Genomic DNA, 25,583 nt, shown 5'->3' with positions numbered 1-25,583 from the left:
GCAGGCTCGCAGCGCAACTTGTAGCATACGGGGGCAGCCGGGCAGGGTCAATGCGCGAAGGCGCACACCCGGGGCGGAACGCCCCATACCCGGCACAACCAATGTTTGGCGAGGCCACAACGGCCGCACCGCACTCTGCAGCTACAGGTTCGAGCGGAGCCTACGCAGACGAGACAGACGGGCGCAATGAGCCAGAGTAAAGACGCCACAGAGGCTTTCGAGACCCTCGATACCTACGTCCCGGACGACGCGGATGAGGGAGAGGCGACCCGGCGCGAGGCAGACGAGGCGGAGAGCAGCCGGGCGAGCCGGGGCTGGTGGGACCGGAACGCGGACGAGTACCAGAGCGACCACGGAGCGTTCCTCGGTGACGACCGATTCGTGTGGGGCCCGGAAGGGCTGGACGAGGCGGAGGCGGGTCTCCTGGGGCCTGCGGCGTCCCTGAAGGGACTCGACGTTCTGGAGATCGGCGCCGGCGCCGCGCAGTGCTCGCGCTGGCTCGCCGCGCAGGGCGCGCGCCCCGTGGCCATGGACCTCTCCCACCGGCAGCTCCAGCACGCACTGCGGATCGGCGGTGACGTCCCCCTGGTGCAGGCGGACGCGGGAAGGCTCCCCTTCAGGGACGCGTCCTTCGACCTGGCGTGCTCGGCGTACGGCGCGGTGCCCTTCGTCGCCGACCCGGTGGAGGTTTTCCGGGAGGTACGGCGTGTCCTGCGGCCCGGCGGGCGGTGGGTCTTCTCCGTCACGCATCCCGTCCGCTGGGCGTTCCCCGACGAGCCCGGTCCCGAGGGGCTTTCTGTTTCCGCCTCCTACTTCGACCGCACACCGTACGTCGAGCAGGACGACCAGGGGCGCGCCGTCTACGTGGAGCACCACAGAACGATCGGCGACCGTGTACGGGACGTGGTGGCGGGCGGCTTCCGGCTGGTCGACCTCGTCGAGCCGGAATGGCCCTCCTGGAACACGCAGGAGTGGGGCGGCTGGTCTCCGTTGCGCGGGAATCTGATCCCGGGAACGGCGATTTTCGTGTGCGTACGAGACTAGGGGCGTGATCCGCACCGACGCCCTTGGGCAGCTTCCCGTACGCACCGCTGTGCCCGCACTGGAGCGCGCCCTGGACGCGCACGGGACGGCGGTGCTGTGCGCGCCGCCGGGGACGGGCAAGACGACCCTGGTGCCACTGGTGCTGGCCGGGCAGCTCGACGACGGGCGGCCCGTGCGGAAGGTCGTCGTCGCGGAGCCCCGGCGGATCGCGGCACGGGCCGCTGCCCGGCGCATGGCGTGGCTGCTCGGCGAGAGCGTCGGGGGGCGCGTGGGCTTCACCGTGCGCGGGGAGCGCGTGGTGGGGCGCGACACGGTGGTGGAGGTCGTGACCACCGGCGTACTGCTGCAGCGCCTCCAGCGCGACCAGGAGCTCGCCGGCGTCGATGTCGTCATCCTCGACGAGTGTCATGAGCGGCACCTGGACGCGGACACCGTCGCCGCGTTCCTGCTCGACGTCCGGGACACTCTGCGGCCCGAACTGCGACTCCTCGCCGCCTCGGCGACGACGGACGCGCAGGGCTGGGCCCGGCTGCTGGGCGACGCGCCGGTGGTCGAGGCACAGGGCGTCTCGCACCCCGTGGAGACGGTCTGGGCGCCGCCCGCCCGTCCGGTGCGGCCGCCGCACGGCATGCGGGTCGATCCGGCGCTGCTCACGCATGTCGTCGCCGTGGTGCGCAGGGCGCTCGCCGAGCGGGAGGGCGACGTGCTGTGCTTCCTGCCCGGCGTCGGAGAGATCGCGCGGGTGGCCGGACAGCTGTCCGGGGTGGGCGCCGAGGTGCTGCAGGTGCACGGACGGGCGCCGGCCGCGGTGCAGGACGCGGTACTGGCCGGTTCCTCAGGTACGCGCAGGGTGGTGCTGGCGACCTCGGTGGCCGAGTCGAGCCTGACCGTGCCGGGTGTACGGGTCGTCGTGGACGCCGGGCTCGCCCGTGAGCCCCGCACCGACCATGCGCGGGGACTGAGCGCCCTGACGACCGTACGGGCCTCACAGGCCGCCTCCCGGCAGCGTGCGGGGCGCGCGGGGCGGGAGGCTCCCGGCGCCGTCTACCGGTGCTGGGACCAGGCCGACGACGTACGGCTGCCGCGCTTCCCGTCCCCGGAGATCAAGGTCGCGGACCTGACGGCGTTCGCCCTCCAGGTGGCTTGCTGGGGCGACCCTGACGCGAGCGGTCTCGCCCTGCTGGATCCGCCGCCGGGCGGAGCGATGGCGGCGGCCCGTACGGTGCTGGCCGCGATCGGGGCGGTGGACGACGCCGGCCGTGCCACCGAAAGGGGTGTACGGATGGCACGCCTCGGCCTGCACCCCCGGCTCGCGCGGGCGCTCATCGACGGCGCGCGGGAGGTCGGTACGCGCCGGGCGGCGGAAGTGGTCGCCCTGCTGAGCGAGGAACCTCCGAGGGAGTACGGCGACGACCTGGCCGCGGCCTGGCGCGCGGCCCGTCGCGGCAACGACGCGTACGGGGCACGCTGGCGCCAGGAGGCGAGGCGGCTGGCTTCGGCGGCGGGTGGTTCCGGCGGTGAGGCCCCTGCGGGTGGGGCGGGTGACGATGCGGCTGCCGGACTTGTGGCGGCCTTCGCGTTTCCCGAGCGCGTCGCCAGGGCCCGGGGCGAAGGGGCCTTCCTCATGGCCTCCGGGACGGGGGCGGAACTCACCGACGGGTCCCGGCTGCGCAGCGCGCCGTGGCTGGCGGTCGCCGTCGCCGACCGTCCGGTCCATGCCGCCTCCGCGCGCGTGCGCCTGGCCGCCGTGATCGACGAGGACACCGCCCAGCTGGCCGCCGAGCACCTGCTCGTCTCCGGCGAAGAGGTGCACTGGGAGGACGGGGACGTCGTCGCGCGGCACGTGCGGCGCCTCGGTGCGGTCGAGCTGACCGTACGGACGCTCAAGAAACCGGATACGGAACGCGTACGGGAAGCACTGCTGGACGGACTGCGGCGCGAGGGCCTCGGGTTGCTGCGCTGGACGCGCGACGCGCAGGCGCTGCGGGAGCGCCTGGCCTTCCTGCACAGGGTCCTGGGTGCGCCCTGGCCGGACGTGTCCGACGCGGCGCTCACGGAACGTACCGACGAATGGCTGGAGCCCGAGCTGTCACGGGCACGCCGACGGGCCGACTTGGGCCGGATCGAGGCGGGGCAGGCACTGAACCGGCTTCTGCCGTGGGCGACCGGCGACGCGGCGCGACTGGACGAGCTGGCGCCGGAGCGGATCGAGGTGCCGAGCGGGTCGCGGGTGCGGGTGGAGTACGGCGGGGAGCAGCCCGTACTGGCGGTGAAGCTTCAGGAGATGTTCGGGCGGGCCGAGACGCCGCGCGTGGCCGGTGTGCCGGTGCTGGTGCACCTGCTGTCGCCGGCGGGGCGCCCAGCGGCCGTCACCGCCGATCTGGCGTCCTTCTGGCAGGGCGGTTACCGCGCGGTGCGGGCGGAGCTGCGCGGCCGCTACCCGAAGCACCCGTGGCCGGAGGACCCGGCGGCGGCTGTGCCGACGAAGTACACGACGGCACGTCTTGGGCGAGGCTGAGCCGGGCGGGGCTGAGTCGGGCGGGCCGGGAGTGGTCAGGCGCCGACCGGCTTCGGACTGTCCAGACCAAGGGGCTCCCCTTCGGCCGGGTCCGCCGGCCTCCGGCCCCGCGCCTCCAGGTACAGGGCGAGGGCGAACAGGGCGCCTGCCAGGAAAACGAAGCCCCAGGGGAGGTACGACGTAAGCATCAGTACGGCGACGCGGTTGGTCTTGACGAGCTCGACGGTGGAGTCGACGTAGTCCTCACGCATCTTCACGTGACCGGCGAAAGCGGTGACCTTGTCGCGGCCGCCCAGCAGACTGCCGCCGCGCAGCTCCTCCCGGTGGATCTCCTCGCCGTTCACGGGAGCGCCCGTAACGGGGTCCACCCAGAACATCCTCTTGGTGGTGTACCAGCGTGTCGTGCCGGTCTGTTCCTCCAGCTTCGTCGCGTCGATCCCCGGCATGGGCATCTTCTTCGGGTACTTGACCTTCGTCCAGGGGATGGTCTGTTCGAAGTAGAAAACGTCCATTCCGCGGAACGTCCGCTCGCCCTTGTAGTGGATCGGGGCGGACGTGCGCGTCTGCGCGTCGAAGTACTCGTAGTCGCGCTTCTCGGTGAGGAAGGGCCACTTGAATTCGATGCCCTCGCGCCTGACCCGGTCGCCGTCGACCATCTCGCCTGTGGCGTGCACGGGGGCCTGGCTGTGGGCATCGAAGATGTAGCGCTCGGGAATGGCCGAAACCATCTTGCCGTCGGGACCCTGGACGTACGAGAGCGAGTCCCAGACGACCACGTCACGGCCCGCACTCCGCTCGATCTTCTCGGACTCCTCGACGTTGCCCTTGAGGGTCTGGACGATGGTGACCTTCTCGACCTTCTTCGCCTTCATCGAGCTGTACTCGAGAAGCGTCGCGGGCTTCGCCTCCAGCACCATCTCCTGGTACTGGCCGGCCGGGATCTTGGCGAGGCGCGGGAAGGCGTACCAGCGCAGCAGCGGTGACAGGGCGGCGAAGAAGACCGCGAAGGCGAGCAGGACGAGGCTGGCTTTACGGCGCACGGCTTGCGGCCCCTCTACTTCTTCGGCCCGGGAACGGTCGTCAGCAGCGGCTTGGGCGAGGTCTCGCCCGGCGGAGCGCCGACGGCCGTGATGGTGAGGACGAGCGCGAGGGCGGCGGCCAGCCCGAGGGCGGCGGCGACGAGAGCACGCATGCTCGACCTCCCGGATCTGATGCATCGTCAGGGCGATGGGGAGGTGGCACCGTAGCAACGGAGCCGCGAGATGAGAACAGGTCTCGCACAACGTCGCACTGACATGCCGCTGTCCCGTCCGGAACAGGGTCCGGACGGGACAGCGGCAGCAGCGCTGAAGTAGCCGCGTTTACGCGGTGGGTGTGGCGGAGGGCGTCGTCGACGGCTCGGTCGTCGGTGCGGTTGTGGCCGCGGTGACGGTCAGTTCGACAGTGAGGACCACGCCGTCGGCGGTCGTGAGACGCAGCGTGTACGTTCCCGCGTTGCCGTCGGTGTAGATCTCCGGAAGCTTCAACAGGCCGTTGGCGTCGGTCTTGAGAGCGGTCAGGGTACGGACCGCCTTGCCGTCGGCGTCCTTGAAGTACGGACCCTTGTCGTTCTCTGCCCAGTTCTCCGGGGACGCGTCGGCGTCACCCGTGACCATCGTCGCGCTCACACCGACGCCTGCCGCGGCCTTGCCCTTGTACGTCGCCTTGACCTCGACCGCGTCGGCGAAGGAGCCGCCGGTCTCGGCCGTAAGCTCCTCGTCCGAGGTACGGGCCAGCGCGTCGGACTGCGGCGCGGGCGCCGGCTTGGCCTTGACGTTCGCGGCGAAGTCCGCGGCGGGGGCAGTGGTGCCGAGCGCCTTGGCGCGGACGATGAACCTGCCGGTCCGGTCACCCGCGCTGAGCGTGGGAGCGGTGGCGATGCCGTCGGTACCGGTGCTCACGACGATGCGGGTCTCGGCGCCCGCGAAACGCGCCGCCGTGTCGCCGATGATCTGGAACTGGACCCTGGAGCCCCCGACAACCTTGCCCGCGGAGGTCTTGGCCCGTACCCGCAGCCGGTCGGTGAACCTCTCCCCCTCGGTGGCGGTCACGCTCGCGCTGCCGAGACGCTCCAGAGTGGTGACGGGCGCCTGGGCCGGGGGCTGAGTGGGCGGCGGCGGTGTTTTCGGAGGCGAGGGCGGGGTCGGGGTGGGGGTGCCGCTGCCGTCGCCGTTGCCGTCCGGCTCCTCGGGGACGTGGGGCTTGACGGTGTCCCGGGGGTCCGGGCTCGACGGCGGAGTCGGCGAAACGGGGGCCCCGGGGCTCCCATTGCCGTTCCCGTCGCCATTCCCGTTCCTGGTGCCGCTGCCGTGGCTGTCGGGTTCGCCGCTGTCCGGCAGGACGCCGGAGCCGTCCGGCACCTCGTGGCTGTCGCGCCGGTAGTAGTCGAACCAGGACATGACCGTACGCAGGTACTCCCGCGAGCGGTTGTAGCCGAGAATCGCCTGGTCGAGATCGTCCTGGACCGACAGGTCGCGATTGTGGGCGCAGAGGTAGCGGCCGGCGGCGAGGGCCGCGTCGTAGATGTTGTTCGGGTCCTTCCGGCCGTCGCTGTTACCGTCCTGCCCCCAGGTCGCCCAGGTGGACGGGATGAACTGCATCGGGCCGACAGCGCGGTCGTGCGTCGAATCGCCGTCGTACGCACCGTTGTCGGTGTCGGAGATGTTGGCGAAGCCGACGCCGTTGAGCTGCGGGCCGAGGATCGGCGTCAGCGTCGTGCCGTTGGCGTCGACACGGCCGCCGCGCGCCTGGCCGGACTCGACCTTGCCGATGGCGGCGAGCAGCTGCCAGGGGAGCCGGCAGCCGGGCGCGGTGTCCCTCACGGTCTGTTCCGCCCGCTTGTACGCGGCGAGGACCGTGGCGGGTATGCCTGACTCGGCCGGGCCGGTCACTGCGGGAAGGTCGATCGAAGTGCCCGGTTTGTTGGGTTTGTTGGGGGTGTTCAGGGGCGGAAGGTCGGTGAAGTACGGCGAGTTGCCCGTCACCGGGGTGCCGGGCGGCTCGGTCGCGTTCGCGGCTCTCTCGTCGGCGGGCGCCGAAGTGCTGCCCGGCGCCTGCGAGGCGGAGAGCGCTGCCACTACGAGCGCTGCCACCGTGGTGGCTGTCGCCCCTTTGCGCAGCCTGCGACCGAATTGTGCTGCCATACGTCTGGCCCCTCCCGTCAACGGCTGTCCGCGCTCCCCAGCGCAAGGACTCAGGCGACACTACGACAACTCCCGGTGCCGGGACACCGGCCGCTGTCCTCTTATTGCCGGTTGTTCACAGAAATTCAACCCGGAACCAAGGACGGCATACTCAACGTCATTGACCGGAAGCGGTCCAAGGGGGACTTTTGCCGTTCACACTCAGCCATGCGGCGGCGGTGCTGCCGGGCATTCGACGCGACGGTACCGCGCGCGGACCGCTGCTCGCATCGGCGCTTGTCGCCGGGTCGTTCGCGCCCGACATGACCTACTTCGCCGCCACCGCCGTACCGGCCGCGATGGCCTTCGGGGACGTCACGCACGCCCTGCCGGGCCTCGTCACCGTCGACGTACTGATCACGGCGGCGCTTGTCGGCCTGTGGCTGCTGCTGCGGGAGCCCCTGTTGGCGCTGGTGCCGCGTCGGCGGCAGGCCCGCTTCTACGGCTTCGTACGTGGTCAGGACTGGAGCGGGATCCAACGGCCCTTGCTGGCTTGGCGGTTCTTCCTGTCGGCTGTCATCGGCGCGTCCACGCACGTCGCCTGGGACAGCTTCACGCATCTCGACCGCTGGGGCATGAAGGTCCTGCCGGTGCTCGGCGAGATCGTCGCCGGCTTCCCGATGTACCTGTACGCGCAGTACGGCGGCTCGGCGGTCGCCCTCGGGGTGATCGCGTGGTTCGCGGTCTCGGCGCTGCGGCGCGGGACGGACGGGCCCGCGCCCGCCTGCGTACCGCTGCTGGACGCGCGCGGGAGGTGGGCGGCCGGGGGGCTGCTCGCGCTGTGCGTGCTGACCGGCGCCGTACACCGGTGCGTGCGCTGGTACGCCGCTCAGACCGTGCAGTTGCAGCCGCTCGACTTCGTCCCGACCGCATGCTTCGGCGCCGGCGCGGGGCTTGCTGTGGGGCTTGTGCTGTACGCCGTTTGGGTGCGGCTGTGGCTGCGCGGGCGTTCGCCGGAACCTGACCGGGACCGTACGCAGACTGCGGACCGTACGCCGACTGCTCCTCCCGTCGCGCCACGCTCACCCGTTCCTTTCGATGCGCGGAACGGGTGAGCGGGCGCGTCGGACTCGAATCAGTGCGCGGCGGACTCCCAGTCCGGGCCCACGCCCACCGACACATCGAGCGGGGCGCGCAGGCTGACGGCACCGGCCATCTCGCGGCGGACGATCTCCTCCACCTGCTCGCGCTCCCCCGGTGCCAGTTCCAGGACGATTTCGTCGTGGACCTGAAGCAGCATCCGGGTCTTCAGCCCGGCCTCCGTCAGCGCCCGGTCGACGTTCAGCATGGCGACCTTCACGATGTCGGCGGCCGTGCCCTGGATCGGAGCGTTCAGCGCCATCCGCTCGGCCGCCTCACGGCGCTGGCGGTTGTCGCTGTTCAGGTCCGGCAGGTAGCGGCGGCGGCCGAGCATCGTCGCCGTGTATCCGGTGGCGCGCGCCTCGTCGACGGCACGCCGCAGGTAGTCGCGCACCCCGCCGAACCGCTCGAAGTACGTGTCCATCAGGACCCGGGCCTCGCCCGCCTCGATGTTCAGCTGCTGCGCCAGGCCGAAAGCGGACAGGCCGTAGGCAAGGCCGTACGACATGGCCTTGATCTTGCGCCGCATCTCCGCGTCGACCGCGGACCGCTCCACGCCGAACACCTGGGAGGCGACGGTGGTGTGCAGGTCCTCGCCGGAGGTGAACGCCTCGATCAGGCCCTCGTCCTCCGACAGGTGCGCCATCACGCGCAGCTCGATCTGGCTGTAGTCCGCGGTCATCAGCGATTCGAAGCCCTCGCCGACGACGAAACCGCGGCGGATGGCACGGCCCTCGTCCGTGCGCACCGGCACGTTCTGCAGGTTCGGGTCGGTGGAGGAGAGGCGGCCGGTCGCCGCGACCGTCTGACTGAACGTGGTGTGGATCCGGCCGTCGGCGGCGATCGTCTTAATCAGACCCTCGACCGTGGACCGCAGCCGGGCCTGCTCACGGTGACGCAGCATGATCACCGGCAGTTCGTGCTCGGTCTGGGCGGCCAGCCAGGCCAGTGCGTCCGCGTCCGTGGTGTAACCGGTCTTGGTCTTCTTCGTCTTGGGGAGATTCAGCTCACCGAAGAAGACCTCCTGGAGCTGCTTGGGCGAGCCGAGGTTGAACTCGTGGCCCACTGACGCGTGCGCCTCCTTCACCGCCTGCTGCACCGCGCCGGCGAACTGCAGCTCCATCGCCTCCAGATGGGCACGGTCGGCCGAGATTCCGTACCGCTCCAGCCGGGCGAGCAGCACGGACGTGGGCAGTTCCACATCGTGCAGCAGCTCGGTCGCGCCCACCTCCTTCAGCTTCACGCCGAACGCCTCGCCCAGATCGAGGACCGCGCGGGCCTGCGCCATCAGAGCATCGGCCTCGGCCTGCTCGTCCTCTTCGGAGCCGAAGGACAGCTGACCGTCGGCGGCGGCCGGAGCCAGCTCACGGTGGAGGTACTCCATGGACAGCGTGTCCAGCGCGAAGGACCGGCGGCCGGGCTTGACCAGATAGGCGGCCAGCGCGGTGTCCATCGTGATGCCCTCGATGTGCCAGCCGTGCTCCGGGAAGACCCGCAGCGCGTCCTTGGCGTTGTGCATGACCTTCGGCCGGTCCGGGTCGGCGAGCCAGGCGGCGAAGGCCCGCTCGTCCGACTCGTCCAGCTCGGTCGTGTCGAACCAGGCCGCCTTGCCGTCGGCGGCCGCCAGCGCGACCTCGCTGACATTGCCGACGCCCAGGGCCCAGGTGGCGACGGTGGACACGCCGAGCGGCTGCCCCCCGTGCTGCTCCAGCCAGAACGCCAGCTCACCGGCGCCCAGCACCGTGCCGTCCAGCTGCACACCGGCCTCCGGGGCCGGGGCCTCTTCCTCCTCCGCGCCAGGGTCCACGGCGAGCAGCCGCTCCCGCAGGCTCGGGTTGCGGATCTCCAGGACCTCCAGGAACCCCTTCAGCGCGGTCCTGTCGTACGGAGCGCGCTCCAGGTCCGCCACGGCCTTCGGCAGCTCCACGTCACGCACCAGCTCGGTGAGGTGGCGGTTGAGCTTGACCGACTCCAGGTGGTCGCGCAGGGCCTGCCCGACCTTGCCCTTGACCTCGTCGGCGCGCTCGACCAGCTCCGCGAACGAACCGAACTGGTTGATCCACTTCGTGGCGGTCTTCTCACCGACGCCGGGGATGCCCGGCAGGTTGTCCGACGGGTCGCCGCGCAGGGCGGCGAAGTCCGGGTACTGCGACGGGGTCAGTCCGTACTTCTCCTCGACCTTCGCCGGGGTGAACCGGGTCAGCTCGGAGACGCCCTTGGTCGGGTACAGCACGGTCACGTGGTCGGAGACCAGCTGGAAGGAGTCCCGGTCGCCCGTGACGATCAGCACGTCGAAGCCGGCGGCCTCGGCCTGGGTGGCGAGGGTGGCGATGATGTCGTCGGCCTCGAAGCCGTCCACCGCGAACCGCTCCGCGTTCATGGTGTCGAGCAGCTCGCCGATCAGCTCGACCTGCCCCTTGAACTCGTCGGGAGCCTTCGACCGGTTCGCCTTGTACTCGGGGAAGTCCGCCGAGCGCCACGTCTTGCGCGACACGTCGAAGGCCACCGCGAAGTGCGTGGGCGTCTCGTCGCGCAGCGTGTTCGCCAGCATCGACGCGAAGCCGTAGATGGCATTCGTCGGCTGGCCGCTCGCGGTGGTGAAATTCTCCGCGGGCAGCGCGAAGAACGCTCGGTACGCCAGGGAGTGCCCGTCCATGAGGAGCAGGCGGGGACGGTTTTCTGCGGTCTTCTTCGATGCTGTCTCTGACACGCCTCCGATCCTAGGCCGCACCACTGACAATCCCGCCCGCACGGTCGCAGTGGTCACACTGTCAGTGCCGCGTGACAGGATCGGAGACGTACGTAACAGAACCGCACGCTCAAAGGGGAGCGCCATGGCTGCCAAGCCGCCCGCAGGTGACCCGGTCCAGGACGCGCCGCAGGTCGCGGCGCCCCAGCACGCCGCGGCAGGACTCCCCGCCATCGGGCACACGCTGAAGATGGCCCAGCAGCAGATGGGCGTGCGCCGCACCGCGCAGACCCTCCTCAAGGTCAACCAGAAGGACGGCTTCGACTGCCCCGGCTGCGCCTGGCCCGAGGAGGACAAGCGGCACACGGCGGAGTTCTGCGAGAACGGCGCGAAGGCCGTCGCCGAGGAGGCGACACTGCGCCGCGTCACCCCCGACTTCTTCGCGGCGCACCCTGTCGCGGACCTCGCTACGCGCAGCGGGTACTGGCTGGGTCAGCAGGGCCGCATCACGCAGCCCATGTACTTGGCCGAGGGCGCGGAGCGGTACGACGCGGTGACCTGGGAGCGGGCCTTCGAGATCATGGCCGAGGAGCTCAAGGCGCTCGACTCCCCCGACGAAGCCGTCTTCTACACCTCGGGCCGTACCAGCAACGAAGCGGCGTTCCTGCTCCAGCTCTTCGCCCGCGAATTCGGCACCAACAACCTGCCGGACTGCTCCAACATGTGCCACGAGTCGTCGGGCTCGGCCCTGACACAGACCATCGGCATCGGCAAGGGCAGCGTCTCCCTCGAAGACCTGCACCAGGCCGACCTGATCATCGTCGCCGGGCAGAACCCGGGCACCAACCACCCGCGGATGCTCACCGCCCTGGAGAAGGCCAAGGCCGCCGGCGCGAAGATCATCTCGGTGAACCCGCTGCCCGAAGCCGGACTGGAGCGCTTCAAGAACCCGCAGACCCCCCAGGGCATGATCAAGGGCGCCGCCCTCACCGACCTCTTCCTCCAGATCCGCCTCGGCGGCGACCAGGCCCTCTTCCGCCTGCTCAACAAGCTCATCCTCGAAGCTGACGGCGCCGTCGACGAAGAGTTCGTACGCGAACACACTCACGGTTACGAAGAGTTCGCGGCCGCCGCCCGCGACGCCGACTGGGACGAGACCCTCGCCGCGACCGGCCTGGAGCGTACGAAGATCGAGCAGGCCCTCGCCATGGTCCTCGCATCCAAGCGCACCATCGTGTGCTGGGCCATGGGCCTGACCCAGCACAAGCACGCCGTGCCGACCATCCGCGAAGTCGTCAACTTCCTGCTGCTGCGCGGCAACATCGGCCGCCCCGGCGCCGGAGTGTGCCCCGTGCGCGGTCACTCCAACGTGCAGGGCGACCGCACCATGGGCATCTTCGAGCGCCCCGCCCCCGCGTTCCTCGACGCCCTCGACAAGGAATTCGGGATCACCTCACCGCGCCACCACGGATTCGATGTCGTACGGTCCATCCAGGCGCTGCGCGACGGCGAAGCCAAGGTCTTCTTCGCCATGGGCGGCAACTTCGTCGGCGCCACCCCCGACACCGACGTCACCGAAGCCGCGATGCGCAAGGCCCGCCTGACCGTCCACGTGTCGACAAAGCTCAACCGCTCGCACGCCGTCACCGGCGCCCGCGCGCTGATCCTGCCCACCCTTGGGCGTACCGACAAGGACGTACAGGCGGGTGGCAAGCAGTTCGTCACCGTCGAGGACTCCATGGGCATGGTGCACGCCTCGCGCGGCAACCTCACCCCGGCGAGCCCGCACCTGCTGTCCGAGCCGGCCATCGTCGCCCGGCTGGCGCGGGCCGTCCTCGGGCCCGCATCAACCACCCCCTGGGAAGACTTCGAGAAGGACTACGGCAGCATCCGCGACCGGATCTCCCGCGTCGTTCCCGGCTTCGAGGACTTCAACGCTCGCGTCGCCCGCCCCGGCGGCTTCACCCTGCCGCACGGCCCGCGCGACGAACGCCGCTTCACCACCGCCACCGGCAAGGCCAACTTCACCGCCGCACCCGTCGAGTACCCCGAGCTGCCCGCAGGCCGGCTGCTGCTCCAGACGCTGCGCTCGCACGACCAGTACAACACCACGATCTACGGTCTCGACGACCGCTACCGGGGCATCAAGGGCGGCCGCCGCGTCGTCCTCGTCAATCCGGACGACGCCCGCGAGCTGGGCCTCGCCGACGGGGCGTACACCGATCTGGTCAGCGAGTGGAAGGACGGCGTCGAGCGGCGCGCCCCCGGCTTCCGCGTGGTGCACTACCCGACCGCACGCGGCTGCGCGGCCGCCTACTACCCCGAGACCAATGTGCTCGTGCCCCTCGACGCCACTGCGGACACCAGCAACACCCCCGCGAGCAAGTCCGTCATCGTACGTCTGGAACAATCACCCACCGCCTAAGCGTTCGCTTAAGGACGATGGATGCCGTACGACGATCGGAGCAGGGCCCCATGGGCGAGCAGACCGCAGGTGTGAAGTTCCCGCAAGAGGTCATCGATGAGTACGCCGAGCTGGGCGTCGACCTGCCCGCGCTGTTCTCCGCCGGAGACCTCGGCACCCGCATGGGCGTACAGATCGTCGAGGCCTCCGCGGAGCGCGTCGTCGGCACCATGCCCGTCGAAGGCAACACCCAGCCCTACGGCCTGCTGCACGGCGGGGCCTCCGCCGTGCTCGCCGAGACCCTCGGCTCCATCGGCTCCATGCTGCACGGCGGCGCCTCAAAGCTTGCCGTCGGCGTGGACCTCAACTGCACGCACCACCGCGGCGCCCGCAGTGGCCTGGTGACCGGCGTGGCCACGCCGGTCCACCGCGGACGCTCCACCGCGACGTACGAAATCGTCATCACCGACGAGCACGACAAGCGGGTCTGCACGGCCCGCCTGACCTGCCTGCTCCGCGATGCGAACGGCATCAAGGGCTGATCAGCGGCTGATCAAGGAGCGACCGGCAGCGTCACACCGCTGACCCCGGCCCGGACCGTCATCCGCGTCCCGGCCGGGTACCGCAGCGAGTGGTCGCAGCCCCTTCACGACCCGGTCCTGGCGCGCCTCGGATGTCCGGTTACGGGCGTTCAGCCGGCCCCGCGAGACGATCTCGAAGTCTGCCGTCTCCGTACAGCGCCTCGTCCGGTATCCGCACCCCGTGTCCGCTGAGCCCGGGACGCCCTCGCCGTAACAGACCTGCCGCGAGGTGTCCGTTATCGTCCCCGCTGACGCCCCGCCGCCCGAGCCGTAATCGACCAGCTGCGCCGTCACCTACGGTGACGCCCCCTGCCACGCCGGCGGCCCCGGCTCGGTGACAGCCCGCCGCCCGCGCTCAGCCGCGGCTTCACCTCACGCTTGCCGGGCGTCGGCCACTGCGACAGCCGCTGCCGCTGCCGCTGCCAGCTGAAATCAGCCTTCGCGCCGAGCGTCTCGTTGCTCCGCCGGACGTCGGGCAACCAGTCGCGCCGCCCGTCCCCGCACTGGCGATCCTGCGCCACCGCGTAGCCGCGCGGTGAGCGCGCACACATTCCACCGCGACCACCCCGTTGGCGCCAGCCCCCAACACCCTTGTCTCCCAAGCCTCTTGCCCCACCACCGCCACAACGGGTTCACTGACCCCACCCCCACAGGAGCGCCCATCCCGTCACACCCAAGGGGTTCTCTTGACCGCAGTACGCGTACGCCTGACCGCAGTCACCGCCGGAGCCTGCGCACTCGTGCTGGCGGCGGCTCTGCCGTCCTCCGCGATCAACTCGTACAACGCCACGCCCGCACCCGAGCGCACCGAAGTCGGAGCCCTCGTCGCAACGTGGGACAACGACGCGAACCCCGCAACACCCGACCGCGTCGACTGGGTCTGCTCCGGCACCATGATCGACGCGGATACGTTCCTGACCGCCGCGCACTGCACCACCGACTGGCCCGACAACGTGGAGTTCTACGTCTCCCTCGACCAGGACGTGCAGGCCGGCCTCGACAAGGCCGCGGCCCAACACCCCGGCAACCCGGCAGCCGTCGCGGAGGCCGTCGCCGTCCAGGGCGCCGCCCACAACCACCCCGCCTACCCGGACCCCGCCTCCGACACCCACGACATCTCCGTCGTCGAAGTACCCGCCGCCAAGGTCAAGGCCCGCTGGAACTTCACCCCCGCCACGCTCCCCAAAGCCGGAGCCCTGAACACCCTCGGCCCTCAGGGGCTCAACGACACCTCCTTCACCGTCGCCGGGTACGGCACCCAGGAAGCCCGGCGCGGACCCGGCGGCCACACACACCCCGGCGGCGGCGTACGCATGCAGGCCCCCGTCACCTACAACGCGCTCAACGACGCCTGGCTGCGGCTGTCCATGACCGCCCCCCAGGGCAACGGCGGTGCCTGCTACGGCGATTCGGGCGGCCCCAACTTCGCCACCCTCGCCGGCAAGCGCACCCTCGTCGCCACCACCATCACCGGCGACACCCCCTGCTACGCCACCAACGTCACGTACCGCCTGGACACCCCCGGAGCGCGCGCCTTCCTGGCGCCCTTCACGCGGCTGCCCTGACCCGGGGCCGACCGCCGCGGGCGCCCGGGGCCGACTGCCAGGAGCCACCAGGCCGACCCCACCGAAGGTTACGCAACGTAACGAAGGAGCAATCAACAGGACACACGCCACCCCCAGCGCCGTGCGGGCCACCACACAACCCCCGCAACCCGCACGGCGCCCCCACCACCACCTATGTCAGCACCATGATTACCTCAAGCCCCTTAGCGGAACTGGCAATTCTCAGCATGTGAGAAACCGCTGGACCCGGCAAGAAGCGCCGTTCTGTCCGGACTTCTCCACCAACCATTCCCCATGGCATAACAAGACAGTCACACATAAGGCCGCATGCTCCCCGAGTCCTTCACCTGCGCCTAGAGTCACGGCCAGTCACCGCGCCGCCGGGCGCGTCTGCTGCACGGCCTCTGTACCAACCCAGTACGGCCCGGCGAACGTCACGGCACCTCAGCAGAGGAGGCCGCGCCAGGGAAAGGACTTTTCGTGCGACACCGTTCTTTGCTCATACTCACCACAGTGCTCACCACCGGAGCACTGACTCTCACTGCCTGTGGGTCGCGAAACGACGACGGTAAGAAGAGCAGCGGCGACACCACCACGGTCGTCATCGGAGTCGACGCGCCCCTCACCGGAGACCTCTCCGCCCTCGGCCTCGGCATCAAGAATTCCGCCGACCTCGCCGCCAAGACGGCGAACAAGGCCAAGCTCGTCCCCGGCATCGAGTTCAAGACCATGCCGCTCGACGACCAGGCCCAGCCGTCCGTCGGACAGCAGAACGCCGTCAAGTTCATCAATAACAAGGACGTTCTCGGCGTCGTCGGCCCGCTGAACTCCAGCGTCTCGCAGTCGATGCAGAAGCCCCTCAACGACGCGAAGCTCACCCAGGTCTCTCCGGCCAACACGGGCACCGAGCTGACCCAGGGCGACGGCTGGAAGACCGGCGACAAGAAGCGCCCCTTCGCGAGCTTCTTCCGTACGGCCACCACCGACCAGATCCAGGGCGCCTTCGCGGCCAAGTACATGTACAACAACGCGAAGATCAAAAAGGTCTACCTGATCGACGACCAGAAGACCTACGGCGCCGGCCTCGCGGCCTCCTTCAAGGCGACGTACACCAAGCTCGGCGGCAAGATCGTCGGCTCGGACCACGTCAACCCCGACGACCGTGACTTCAACTCCGTCGTCTCCAAGGTCAAGAAGACCGGCGCCAAGGCCGTCTACTACGGTGGCGAGTACCCCGCCGCAGGCCCCCTGAGCCAGCAGCTCAAGGACAGCGTGAAGATCCCGCTCATGGGCGGCGACGGCATGTACAGCGCCGAGTTCATCAAGCTCAACAAGAAGGCCGAAGGCGACATCGCCACCTCGGTCGGCAAGCCTGTCGAGGAGCTCGACTCGGCGAAGAAGTTCATCGCCGACTACAAGACGGCCGGCTACAAGGACGCCTACGAGGCCTACGGCGGCGGCACCTACGACGCCACCTGGTCGATCATCGAGGCCATCAAGATCGTCGTCGCCGAGAACGACGGCAAGCTCCCCGACGACGCCCGCGCCCAGGTCCTCAAGGCCATGAGCAAGGTCAAGTTCGACGGCGTCACCGGCCCGGTCTCCTTCGACGAGTACGGCGACACCACCAACACCATGATGACCGCCTACCAGGTCACCGATGGAGCGTGGAAGTCCAAGCTCAGCGAGGCCTACAAGGACTGACACAGCCCTCCCGGCCCTCTGATCTGACACACCAGACCGCGCGGGAGCGCTACGAGCGCTCCCGCGCGGCGCCATATCCGAACCACCCCACGGAGGCCCTGCGGTGCACGAACTGCCGCAACAGCTGGCCAATGGACTCATCCTCGGCGCGATGTACGGTCTCATCGCGATCGGCTACACGATGGTCTACGGAATTGTCCAGCTCATCAACTTTGCCCATGGCGAGATCTTCATGATCGGGGGCTTCGGAGCCCTCACCGTCTACTTCTGGATGCCCGACGGTTTCTCGCTCCTCGCCGCAATCCCCCTCATGATCATCGGCGGCGTCGTCTGCTCCGTCGCCGTCGGCACCGCAGCGGAACGCTTCGCCTACCGGCCACTGCGCGGCGCACCCCGCCTCGCCCCCCTCATCACCGCCATCGGCCTGTCACTCGTACTCCAGCAGGCCATCTGGATGTGGTACCCCGACGCCAAGAAGGACGTCTCCTTCCCCCAGTTCAAGGGCGAAGCCTTCGAATTCCTCGGCACCACCATCCAGCCCGGCGACCTCTTCGTCCTCATCGCCGCACCCCTGTGCATGGTCGCCCTCGGCCTCTTCGTCTCGAAGACCCGCTCCGGCCGCGGCATGCAGGCCACCGCCCAGGACCCCGACACCGCCAAGCTCATGGGCATCAACACCGACCGCATCATCGTCATGGCCTTCGCCATCGGTGCCGCGTTCGCCGCGATCGCCGCAGTCGCCTACGGCCTCAAGCAAGGCCAAGTCGGCTTCCGCATGGGCTTCATCATGGGCCTCAAGGCCTTCACCGCAGCAGTGCTCGGCGGCATCGGCAACATCTACGGAGCCATGCTCGGCGGCGTCGTACTCGGAGTCGCCGAGTCCCTCGCCACCGGCTACATGGCCGAAGTTCCCGGCATGGAACTCTTCGGCGGCGGCGCCTGGAAGGACGTATGGGCCTTCGTGCTCCTCATCGTCGTCCTCCTCCTCCGCCCCCAGGGCCTGCTCGGCGAACGCGTCGCGGATCGGGCGTGATACCCATGACCACCACAGACACCACCACCGCCCCGGCCCCGCGGCACACAGCGGTAATCCCGCTCCTCCCCGCCACCGCCGCCCGCATCGCCACCGCCGCAGCGTCGGCCATCACCCTCGCGGGCACCTTCCTCGCGTGGACCTGGACCGACGAATTCCCCGGTGACCTCACCGTCACCGGCTACCCCGGCGGCCTCCAGATCCTCACCCTCCTCGGCGCCGTACTCACCCTGCTCTTCACACTCGCAGGACACGGCGTCCGCGGCCTCGGCTGGCTCACCCCCGGCGGCACCAACAGCCCCGTCATCCTGCTCGCCCTCGGCACGCTCCTCACCACCGGCTACACCATGGGAGCGATCGCCGTCACCCTCGGCGGGGTCGTCAACCTCGAACCGGGCGCATGGGTCAGCGGCATCGCGTCCCTCCTCGCGGTCCTAGCCGCCCTCGCGCTCCCCGGCGACCAGCCTGAGGCCGACGACACCACCACCCCCGCACCCAACGCCTGGCAGCGACTGCGGCACAACATCACCGCACCAGCACCCCGGCGCGCCAAGGAAATCCCCGCCTGGGCCGAAATCCTCATCATCGCCGTCGCCTTCGGCCTCGGCACCTACGTCTTCACGTACGGCATCGACATAGTCGACCCGGAACCTTTCATCGGGTTCCTGATCATCACCGGCTTCGTCTTCACCGCGCTCACCCGCGCCGGACTCGTCGCCCGCGTCACAGCACTGACCGTCAAGCACCGCAACGTCACCATGTGCGCGGCCCTCGTCTCCGCGTTCTGCTTCCCCTTCACCCAGCAGAGCGACGAATTCGCCCTCATCGGCGCGAACATCCTGATCTTCGCGACCGTGGCACTGGGCCTCAACATCGTCGTCGGACTCGCCGGCCTCCTCGACCTCGGATACGTCGCCTTCCTCGGCGTCGGCGCCTACACCGCCGCCCTGGTCTCCGGATCCCCCCAGTCGTCCATCGGCGTCCAGTTCCCCTTCTGGGCCGCCGTCCTCACCGGCGCCGCAGCCTCGCTCCTCTTCGGCGTCCTCATCGGCGCCCCGACCCTGCGGCTGCGCGGCGACTACCTCGCCATCGTCACCCTCGGCTTCGGTGAGATCTTCCGCCTCACCGTGAACAACCTCAACGGGAACAGCGGTCCCGACCTCACCAACGGATCCCAGGGCATCCCGAACATCCCGGACCTCAACTTCTTCGGGTTCGACTTCGGAATCAGCCACGAGATCGCCGGATTCACCCTCGGCAGGTCGGCCAACTACTACCTGATGATGCTGTTCTTCACCGCAATCGTCGTCCTCGTCTTCCGACGCTCCGGTGAATCCCGCATCGGCCGCGCCTGGGTCGCCATCCGCGAAGACGAAACCGCAGCCACCGCCATGGGCATCAACGCCTTCCGGCTCAAGCTGCTCGCCTTCGCCCTCGGCGCCGCACTCGCCGGCCTCGCCGGCACCGTCCAGGCACACGTCGGCTACAGCGTCACACCCGAGCAATACCAGTTCGCCGGCTCCGTACCCCCCAACTCCGCGTTCCTCCTCGCCGCCGTCATCCTCGGCGGCATGGGAACCATCGCCGGACCCCTCATCGGCGCCGCGCTGCTCTACCTCATCCCGGCCAAGCTGCAGTTCATGCAGGACTTCCAGCTCCTCCTCTTCGGGCTCGCGCTCATCCTCCTGATGCGCTTCCGCCCCGAAGGCCTGGTGGCCGACCGCAGGAAGCAGCTCGAATTCCACGAGAACGACCAACTCGACGTACCTGACGAGGGCTTGCCCGAAGGCGCCACCGGCGTCACCAAGGCAGGGGCGTGAACAACATGACACCCACCACCACGACCAAGACAGACACCAGCGAGACCACCGCCGAGACGGTCCTCGACGCCAGCGGCGTCACCATGCGCTTCGGCGGCCTCACCGCCGTACGCTCCGTGGACCTCACCGTGCGTGCGGGCGAGATCGTCGGACTCATCGGCCCCAACGGCGCCGGAAAGACCACCTTCTTCAACTGCCTCACCGGTCTGTACGTCCCCACCGAAGGCACGGTCTCCTACAAGGGCACCGTCCTGCCCCCCAAGCCCCACCTCGTCACCAGCGCGGGCATCGCCCGCACCTTCCAGAACATCCGGCTCTTCGCCAACATGACCGTCCTGGAAAACGTCCTCGTCGGACGCCACACCAGGACCAAGGAAGGCCTCTGGTCCGCCCTCCTGCGCGGCCCCGGCTTCAAGAAAGCCGAAGCCGCCTCCAACAAGCGCGCCATGGAACTGCTGGAGTTCATCGGCCTCGACCACAAGGCCGACCACCTCTCCCGCAACCTCCCCTACGGCGAACAACGCAAGCTCGAAATCGCCCGAGCCCTCGCGAGCGACCCCGGCCTGCTGCTCCTCGACGAGCCCACGGCCGGCATGAACCCGCAGGAAACCCGCGCCGCCGAAGAACTCATCTTCGCCATCCGGGACATGGGCATCGCCGTACTCGTCATCGAGCACGACATGCGCTTCATCTTCAACCTCTGCGACCGCGTCGCCTGCCTGGTCCAGGGCGAGAAGCTCGTCGAAGGCGACCCGGCCACCGTCCAGGGCGACGAGCGCGTTGTCGCCGCCTACCTCGGTACGCCGTTCGAAGGCGCACCCGGGGCGGAGGAAGTCGCCGAGGTGGAAGCGGCGGAGGCGCACAGCGCCGCCAATGCCGAGGCCGACGCCGGCACGGACGGCGACGCCGACACGGACGGTGACACCGACGGTGACACCAGCGACACCAGCACGGAAGGAGAGACCAAGTGACCGCACTCCTCGAGGTCGAAGACCTCCGGGTCGCCTACGGCAAGATCGAAGCCGTAAAGGGCATCTCCTTCAGCGTCGAAGCGGGCCAGATCGTCACCCTCATCGGCACCAACGGTGCGGGTAAAACGACCACCCTGCGCACCCTCTCCGGGCTCCTCAAGCCGCTCGCCGGCAAGATCCTCTTCGAGGGCAAGCCACTGGCCGGAATCCCCGCGCACAAGATCGTCTCCCTGGGCCTCGCCCACTCCCCCGAGGGACGCCACATCTTCCCCCGGCTGACGATCACCGAGAACCTCAAACTCGGCGCGTACCTCCGCGACGACAAAGCGGGCATCGAGAAGGACATCCAGAAGGCCTACGACCTTTTCCCCATCCTCGGGGAACGAAGGAAGCAGGCAGCCGGCACCCTCTCGGGCGGTGAGCAGCAGATGCTGGCCATGGGGCGCGCCCTCATGTGCCAGCCCAAGCTGCTCATGCTGGACGAGCCGTCCATGGGCCTCTCCCCGATCATGATGCAGAAGATCATGGAGACCATCGTCGAGCTCAAGTCCCAGGGCACGACGATCCTGCTCGTCGAGCAGAACGCGCAAGCCGCGCTCTCCCTGGCCGACCACGGCCACGTCATGGAGGTCGGCAAGATCGTCCTCTCCGGGACGGGCCAGAGCCTGCTCCACGACGAGTCGGTCCGCAAGGCGTACCTCGGCGAAGACTGACCGTACGCACATAAAGAAGGAGGCCGCCCCCACGCTGAGTGGGGGCGGCCTCCTTCTTTTACGTACGCGCTACTCGCCCTTCGCGGCCTTCTTCTCCTCGGCGTCCTCGATGACCGCCTCCGCGACCTGCTGCATGGACAGGCGACGGTCCATCGACGTCTTCTGAATCCACCGGAACGCGGCCGGCTCGGACAGCCCGTACTGCGTCTGCAGCACCGACTTCGCCCGGTCCACCAGCTTCCGCGTCTCCAGCCGCTGCGTGAGGTCCGCGACCTCGTTCTCCAGCGCCTTCAGCTCCGTGAACCGCGACACCGCCATCTCGATGGCCGGTACGACGTCACTCTTGCTGAACGGCTTCACGAGGTACGCCATCGCACCGGCGTCCCGCGCCCGCTCCACCAGATCGCGCTGCGAGAACGCGGTCAGCATGAGGACAGGGGCGATGGACTCCTCGGTGATCTTCTCAGCGGCGGAGATACCGTCCAGCACGGGCATCTTCACGTCGAGGATGACGAGGTCGGGCCGGTGCTCACGGGCGAGCTCGATGGCCTGCTGCCCGTCACCGGCCTCGCCTACGACCGCGTAGCCCTCTTCTTCGAGCATCTCCTTGAGATCGAGGCGGATGAGGGCTTCGTCCTCGGCGATGACGACACGGGTCGTCAGCGGCGGGACGTGCGACTTGTTGTCGTCGTCGGCGACGGGCTGGGGCGACTCGGGGGTGGTCACGGGGCTCCTCGTTCCGGGGCAGGTGCTGCCCCCAGAGCCTACCTAGCTGCGGCTGCCTGCGGTGAACCGGTACACTTCCGTGCAGCACCGAGCCGGGTTGGTGGAATGGTATACACGGAGGTCTCAAACACCTCTGCCTGAAAGGGCTTGCGGGTTCGAATCCCGCACCCGGCACATTGGCCGAAAAGCGGATGTTCACGTTCTTGTGAACATCCGCTTTTTGCCACTCAGCGCCACATCGTGTCACGCAGAGTGGCGGTGTGAACTTCCATGGCACAGAGGTACGGCAGAAGGCTCTCAGCCTGCTCAGGGGCGGAGCCAAGAATGCCGACGTAGCCCGCCAGTTGAACGTGCCCAAGGGCACTGTTGCCTACTGGCTCCACATGGACCGCGCCAAGCGCGGCGAGTGCCCAGGCCGCGGAGGCGCGAAATGCCCCCGGTGCGACGGCCGCCCTCTGGACAATGCGGCCTACGCCTATCTGCTCGGGCTCTACCTCGGCGACGGACACATCAGTCACTACTCGACGCACAGAGCCCCAAGCCTCATGATCTCGCTTGATGACTCCTGGCCTGGCGTGCAGGACGAGGCCGAGGCCGCCATGCGCGCAGTGTTCCCGGAGAACGCCACATGCCGGGTCCGCAGAACCGGCTGCCACAACATCAAGGTGTACTCGAAGCACCTTCCCTGCCTGTTTCCGCAGCACGGTCCCGGCAAGAAGCACGCACGTAAGATCGCGCTGGAGCCCTGGCAGCAAGACATAGTCGATGCGCACCCTTGGCAGTTCATCCGGGGACTCGTGCACTCCGACGGATGCCGGAACATGAACTGGACCACCCGCATCGTGCGCGGCGAGCGGAAGCGATACGAATACCCCCGGTACTGGTTCACCAATGTCTCGGACGACATCCGTCAGCTCTACACGGACACTCTCGACAGCCTCGGCGTCGAGTGGAGGCACTGCACTCGCCAGGGGAAGCTCTACAACATCTCGGTCGCGAAACGCGCGTCCGTCGCGTTGATGGACGCGCACGTCGGGCCGAAGCACTGACACCGTGCGGGTAGGGCCCCCCGGGGTGTGGGGGCCCGTTGCCCCTGCCGGCAAGGGTTACTTGGCGGCCAGGTCGTCCTCGCCGATGTGGTGGACGCGGAGGAGGTTCGTGGAGCCTGAGATGCCGGGCGGGGAGCCGGCGGTGATGATCACGACGTCGCCCTTCTGGCAGCGGCCGATGCGCAGAAGGTGTTCGTCGACCTGGGCGACCATCGCGTCGGTGGAGTCGACGTGGGGGCCGAGGAAGGTTTCTACGCCCCAGGTGAGGTTGAGCTGGGAGCGGGTCGCCGGGTCAGGGGTGAAGGCGAGCAGTGGGATGGGTGAGCGGTAGCGGGAGAGGCGTTTGACGGTGTCGCCGGACTGGGTGAAGGCGACGAGGAATTTGGCGCCGAGGAAGTCGCCGATGTCTGCGGCGGCTCGGGCGACGGCTCCGCCCTGCGTGCGGGGCTTGTTGCGTTCGGTGAGGGGCGGGAGGCCCTTGGCGAGGAGGTCTTCCTCTGCCGCTTCGACGATGCGGCCCATCGTCTTGACCGTCTCAATGGGGTATTTGCCTACGCTGGTTTCGCCGGAGAGCATCACCGCGTCGGTGCCGTCGATGACGGCGTTGGCGACGTCGGAGGCTTCGGCGCGGGTGGGGCGGGAGTTTTCGATCATCGAGTCGAGCATTTGGGTGGCGACGATGACCGGTTTGGCGTTGCGCTTGGCGAGTTTGATGGCGCGCTTCTGAACGATCGGGACTTGTTCGAGGGGCATTTCGACGCCGAGGTCGCCGCGGGCGACCATGATGCCGTCGAAGGCGGCGACGATGTCGTCGATGTTTTCGACGGCCTGCGGCTTTTCGATCTTTGCGATTACGGGGAGGTGGCGGCCTTCTTCCTTCATGACGCGGTGGACGTCTGCGATGTCGTGTCCGCTGCGTACGAAGGAGAGGGCGATGATGTCGGCTCCGGTGCGCAGGGCCCAGCGGAGGTCTTCGATGTCTTTTTCGGAGAGTGCGGGTACGGAGACGGCGACGCCGGGGAGGTTGAGGCCCTTGTGGTCGGAGACCATGCCTCCTTCGATGACGAGGGTTTGGACGCGGGGTCCGTCGACGCCGGTGACTTCCAGGGTGACCTTGCCGTCGTCGACGAGGATGCGTTCACCTGTGGTGACGTCGGCGGCGAGGCCTTCGTAAGTGGTGCCGCAGGTGTGGCGGTCGCCTTCGACGGGTTCGACGGTGATGGTGAAGTCGTCGCCTCGTTCAAGGAGTACGGGTCCTTCGCGGAAGCGTCCGAGGCGGATCTTCGGGCCTTGAAGGTCGGCGAGTACGCCGACGCTGCGGCCGGTCTCGTCGGAGGCTTTGCGTACGCGCTGGTAGCGCTCCTCGTGTTCGGCGTAGGTGCCGTGGCTGAGGTTGAAGCGGGCGATGTCCATTCCGGCTTCGACCAGTGCCTTGATCTGGTCGTATGTGTCGGTGGCGGGGCCTAGGGTACAAACGATTTTTGCTCGGCGCATACGTCGAGCCTAGGCCTTACCAGCCAGTAGACAATTGGCTCCGCATGACTGTCCAACAACCTTTGCATGAAGGCTTATTGACAAGTGTTGAATTGTGCGCGGGGGCGCTCTGATGAGCAGTCAGAGTTGGGGTGGGGTCATGATGAAGCGGGCGTTCACGAGGGCGTGGATTGTTTGGCGTTGGGGTTCGAGGTCGAGGGCGGGGGCGTCTTCCGCCATTTCGGCTGTTGCTGCCCGGGTGCGGCCGGCGAAGCCGCCTGCGAAGCCGACGCGTACGGGGTGGGCGTCTTCCGCTCCGGGGTCGGCCAGTTCGACGAGGGCCGCGAGGTCGGCGCCGAGGGCCTGGGCGTATTCGCGGGCGCGTTTGACGGCTTCCCGTACGGCTTGGCGGCGTACTTCGCCGTAGGCGGGTGAGTCTGGGCGCATGGACCACCAGGGGCCGTCGACCTGGGTGAGGTCGAGGTCGGCGAGGCGGGTGGTGAGTTCGCCGAGTGCGGTGAAGTCGGTGAGTACGGCGGTGATGTGGACGCGTCCGTGGTAGGCGCGAATGCGGTCGCTCCGGCCGTGGCGGGTGAGTTCGGGGCTGATGGAGAAGGCGCCGGTTTCCAGCTTTTCGACGGCGTCGCCGTAGGTCTTGACGAGGTCGAGGGCGAGCGCGTTGCGCCGGGTGAGGTCTTCGAGTGCGGTGCGGCGGTCCGTGCCGCGGGCGCTGACGGTGATGCCGATGTGGGCGATTTCGGGGTCGAATTCGAGGCGCGCTTCGCCTTGGACGGCGAGGCGCGGCGCTGCGGGGGTGCCGTACGGGGCTGTGTGGTTCGCTGACTGGTTCGTTGCGGGGTTCCTGGGTTCGTCGGTCACGCTTCCCACTGTCGCACTCGGCTGTGACAGCGGGGTGGTCATCAGATCGAAAGCCGTTAGGGGTGTTGCTGATGTGGCTCGTTGGGTCAGAATCTACGCGCGTCACGTTGTGC

The 25,583-nt window shown here is 68.8% G+C and carries 19 protein-coding genes and 1 tRNA gene; 13 read left to right on the top strand and 7 right to left on the bottom strand.

Annotated elements, in window-relative coordinates; all coding sequences use genetic code 11:
- The first annotated feature begins 186 nt into the window (after positions 1-186).
- Together ABZX79_RS19300 and hrpB are read left to right on the top strand one after the other, a co-directional pair.
- A complete protein-coding gene (locus tag ABZX79_RS19300) occupies positions 187-1,044 on the top strand; it encodes a class I SAM-dependent methyltransferase (protein WP_355258618.1) in 858 nt (285 codons plus the stop codon).
- Positions 1,045-1,048: 4 nt separating this feature from the next.
- The gene (gene hrpB / locus ABZX79_RS19295; RefSeq protein ID WP_355258615.1) at positions 1,049-3,562 is read left to right on the top strand and encodes an ATP-dependent helicase HrpB; all 2,514 of its coding nucleotides are present in this window, start codon (positions 1,049-1,051) and stop codon (positions 3,560-3,562) included.
- Positions 3,563-3,597: 35 nt separating this feature from the next.
- Here hrpB and ABZX79_RS19290 read toward each other — a convergent pair whose 3' ends face one another.
- From ABZX79_RS19290 to ABZX79_RS19280, 3 genes are all read right to left on the bottom strand, one after another.
- On the bottom strand, positions 3,598-4,602 hold the full coding sequence (locus tag ABZX79_RS19290; protein WP_355258612.1) for a DUF3068 domain-containing protein: 1,005 nt from the start codon (positions 4,600-4,602) through the stop codon (positions 3,598-3,600).
- 14 nt (positions 4,603-4,616) lie between these two features.
- The gene (locus tag ABZX79_RS19285) at positions 4,617-4,754 is read right to left on the bottom strand and encodes an SPW_0924 family protein (RefSeq protein ID WP_355258609.1); all 138 of its coding nucleotides are present in this window, start codon (positions 4,752-4,754) and stop codon (positions 4,617-4,619) included.
- Between the two features lie 169 nt (positions 4,755-4,923).
- The gene (locus tag ABZX79_RS19280) at positions 4,924-6,744 is read right to left on the bottom strand and encodes a lytic transglycosylase domain-containing protein (protein ID WP_355258606.1); all 1,821 of its coding nucleotides are present in this window, start codon (positions 6,742-6,744) and stop codon (positions 4,924-4,926) included.
- 188 nt (positions 6,745-6,932) lie between these two features.
- Here ABZX79_RS19280 and ABZX79_RS19275 point away from each other — a divergent pair, with 188 nt between their 5' ends.
- Entirely contained in the window at positions 6,933-7,838 is a 906-nt protein-coding gene (locus ABZX79_RS19275; RefSeq protein ID WP_355258603.1) for a DUF4184 family protein, read from the top strand.
- A gap of 20 nt (positions 7,839-7,858) precedes the next feature.
- Here the strand turns inward: ABZX79_RS19275 and polA are convergent, their stop codons facing one another.
- Positions 7,859-10,519 carry a DNA polymerase I gene (polA, locus tag ABZX79_RS19270; protein WP_355258856.1) on the bottom strand — a complete coding sequence of 887 codons (2,661 nt, stop codon included), beginning with the start codon at positions 10,517-10,519 and terminating at the stop codon, positions 7,859-7,861.
- A 178-nt stretch (positions 10,520-10,697) separates the two neighbouring features.
- On the opposite strand from polA, the gene ABZX79_RS19265 reads away from it, so the two are divergent.
- The 8 genes from ABZX79_RS19265 (at position 10,698) to ABZX79_RS19230 (ending at position 21,343) form a co-directional block, all read left to right on the top strand.
- Positions 10,698-12,977 carry an FdhF/YdeP family oxidoreductase gene (locus tag ABZX79_RS19265; RefSeq protein ID WP_355258600.1) on the top strand — a complete coding sequence of 760 codons (2,280 nt, stop codon included), beginning with the start codon at positions 10,698-10,700 and terminating at the stop codon, positions 12,975-12,977.
- A 50-nt stretch (positions 12,978-13,027) separates the two neighbouring features.
- A complete protein-coding gene (locus ABZX79_RS19260; protein ID WP_355258597.1) occupies positions 13,028-13,498 on the top strand; it encodes a hotdog fold thioesterase in 471 nt (156 codons plus the stop codon).
- Between the two features lie 725 nt (positions 13,499-14,223).
- Positions 14,224-15,102 carry a trypsin-like serine protease gene (locus ABZX79_RS19255; protein ID WP_355258594.1) on the top strand — a complete coding sequence of 293 codons (879 nt, stop codon included), beginning with the start codon at positions 14,224-14,226 and terminating at the stop codon, positions 15,100-15,102.
- Positions 15,103-15,597: 495 nt separating this feature from the next.
- Positions 15,598-16,806: a branched-chain amino acid ABC transporter substrate-binding protein gene (locus ABZX79_RS19250; protein ID WP_355258854.1), complete on the top strand. Its 1,209-nt coding sequence runs from the start codon at positions 15,598-15,600 to the stop codon at positions 16,804-16,806.
- A 103-nt stretch (positions 16,807-16,909) separates the two neighbouring features.
- Positions 16,910-17,839 (top strand): branched-chain amino acid ABC transporter permease, encoded by a 930-nt coding sequence (locus ABZX79_RS19245; protein WP_355258591.1) that lies wholly within the window; start codon positions 16,910-16,912, stop codon positions 17,837-17,839.
- A 5-nt stretch (positions 17,840-17,844) separates the two neighbouring features.
- Entirely contained in the window at positions 17,845-19,659 is a 1,815-nt protein-coding gene (locus ABZX79_RS19240; RefSeq protein ID WP_355258588.1) for a branched-chain amino acid ABC transporter permease, read from the top strand.
- Positions 19,660-19,664: 5 nt separating this feature from the next.
- Entirely contained in the window at positions 19,665-20,630 is a 966-nt protein-coding gene (locus ABZX79_RS19235; protein ID WP_355258585.1) for an ABC transporter ATP-binding protein, read from the top strand.
- Positions 20,627-21,343: an ABC transporter ATP-binding protein gene (locus tag ABZX79_RS19230; protein ID WP_355258583.1), complete on the top strand. Its 717-nt coding sequence runs from the start codon at positions 20,627-20,629 to the stop codon at positions 21,341-21,343. Before ABZX79_RS19235 ends, ABZX79_RS19230 begins: the two co-directional genes overlap by 4 nt.
- A gap of 69 nt (positions 21,344-21,412) precedes the next feature.
- On the opposite strand, the gene ABZX79_RS19225 is transcribed toward ABZX79_RS19230, so the two are convergent.
- The gene (locus ABZX79_RS19225) at positions 21,413-22,069 is read right to left on the bottom strand and encodes a response regulator (RefSeq protein WP_355258580.1); all 657 of its coding nucleotides are present in this window, start codon (positions 22,067-22,069) and stop codon (positions 21,413-21,415) included.
- Positions 22,070-22,160: 91 nt separating this feature from the next.
- Between ABZX79_RS19225 and ABZX79_RS19220 the strand changes: the two genes are divergently transcribed.
- Positions 22,161-22,243 (top strand) — tRNA-Leu (locus tag ABZX79_RS19220).
- 86 nt (positions 22,244-22,329) lie between these two features.
- Entirely contained in the window at positions 22,330-23,118 is a 789-nt protein-coding gene (locus tag ABZX79_RS19215; protein ID WP_355258577.1) for a helix-turn-helix domain-containing protein, read from the top strand.
- 57 nt (positions 23,119-23,175) lie between these two features.
- Here ABZX79_RS19215 and pyk read toward each other — a convergent pair whose 3' ends face one another.
- Both pyk and ABZX79_RS19205 read right to left on the bottom strand, forming a co-directional pair.
- Positions 23,176-24,612 carry a pyruvate kinase gene (gene pyk / locus ABZX79_RS19210; protein ID WP_355258574.1) on the bottom strand — a complete coding sequence of 479 codons (1,437 nt, stop codon included), beginning with the start codon at positions 24,610-24,612 and terminating at the stop codon, positions 23,176-23,178.
- A 120-nt stretch (positions 24,613-24,732) separates the two neighbouring features.
- Positions 24,733-25,512: an SIMPL domain-containing protein gene (locus ABZX79_RS19205; RefSeq protein ID WP_355258571.1), complete on the bottom strand. Its 780-nt coding sequence runs from the start codon at positions 25,510-25,512 to the stop codon at positions 24,733-24,735.
- Between the last annotated feature and the right edge of the window lie 71 nt (positions 25,513-25,583).

It is taken from the genome of Streptomyces sp. NPDC002994, assembly GCF_040611155.1.
In the GTDB taxonomy this organism is placed as follows: Bacteria; Actinomycetota; Actinomycetes; order Streptomycetales; family Streptomycetaceae; genus Streptomyces.
Note: the sequence above shows the minus strand (reverse complement) of the source record. Positions and strands in the feature narration are given on the sequence as shown.

What these genes read in the sequence shown, in the direction of transcription:
- ABZX79_RS19285 (WP_355258609.1), bottom strand. Translation starts at nt 4,754, where the DNA reads ATGCGTGCTCTCGTCGCCGCCGCCCTCGGGCTGGCCGCCGCCCTCGCG.
- ABZX79_RS19280 (WP_355258606.1), bottom strand. Translation starts at nt 6,744, where the DNA reads ATGGCAGCACAATTCGGTCGCAGGCTGCGCAAAGGGGCGACAGCCACC.
- pyk (WP_355258574.1), bottom strand. Translation starts at nt 24,612, where the DNA reads ATGCGCCGAGCAAAAATCGTTTGTACCCTAGGCCCCGCCACCGACACA.
- ABZX79_RS19265 (WP_355258600.1), top strand. Translation starts at nt 10,698, where the DNA reads ATGGCTGCCAAGCCGCCCGCAGGTGACCCGGTCCAGGACGCGCCGCAG.
- ABZX79_RS19240 (WP_355258588.1), top strand. Translation starts at nt 17,845, where the DNA reads ATGACCACCACAGACACCACCACCGCCCCGGCCCCGCGGCACACAGCG.
- ABZX79_RS19300 (WP_355258618.1), top strand. Translation starts at nt 187, where the DNA reads ATGAGCCAGAGTAAAGACGCCACAGAGGCTTTCGAGACCCTCGATACC.
- ABZX79_RS19205 (WP_355258571.1), bottom strand. Translation starts at nt 25,512, where the DNA reads ATGACCACCCCGCTGTCACAGCCGAGTGCGACAGTGGGAAGCGTGACC.
- ABZX79_RS19235 (WP_355258585.1), top strand. Translation starts at nt 19,665, where the DNA reads ATGACACCCACCACCACGACCAAGACAGACACCAGCGAGACCACCGCC.
- ABZX79_RS19260 (WP_355258597.1), top strand. Translation starts at nt 13,028, where the DNA reads ATGGGCGAGCAGACCGCAGGTGTGAAGTTCCCGCAAGAGGTCATCGAT.
- polA (WP_355258856.1), bottom strand. Translation starts at nt 10,519, where the DNA reads ATGGACGGGCACTCCCTGGCGTACCGAGCGTTCTTCGCGCTGCCCGCG.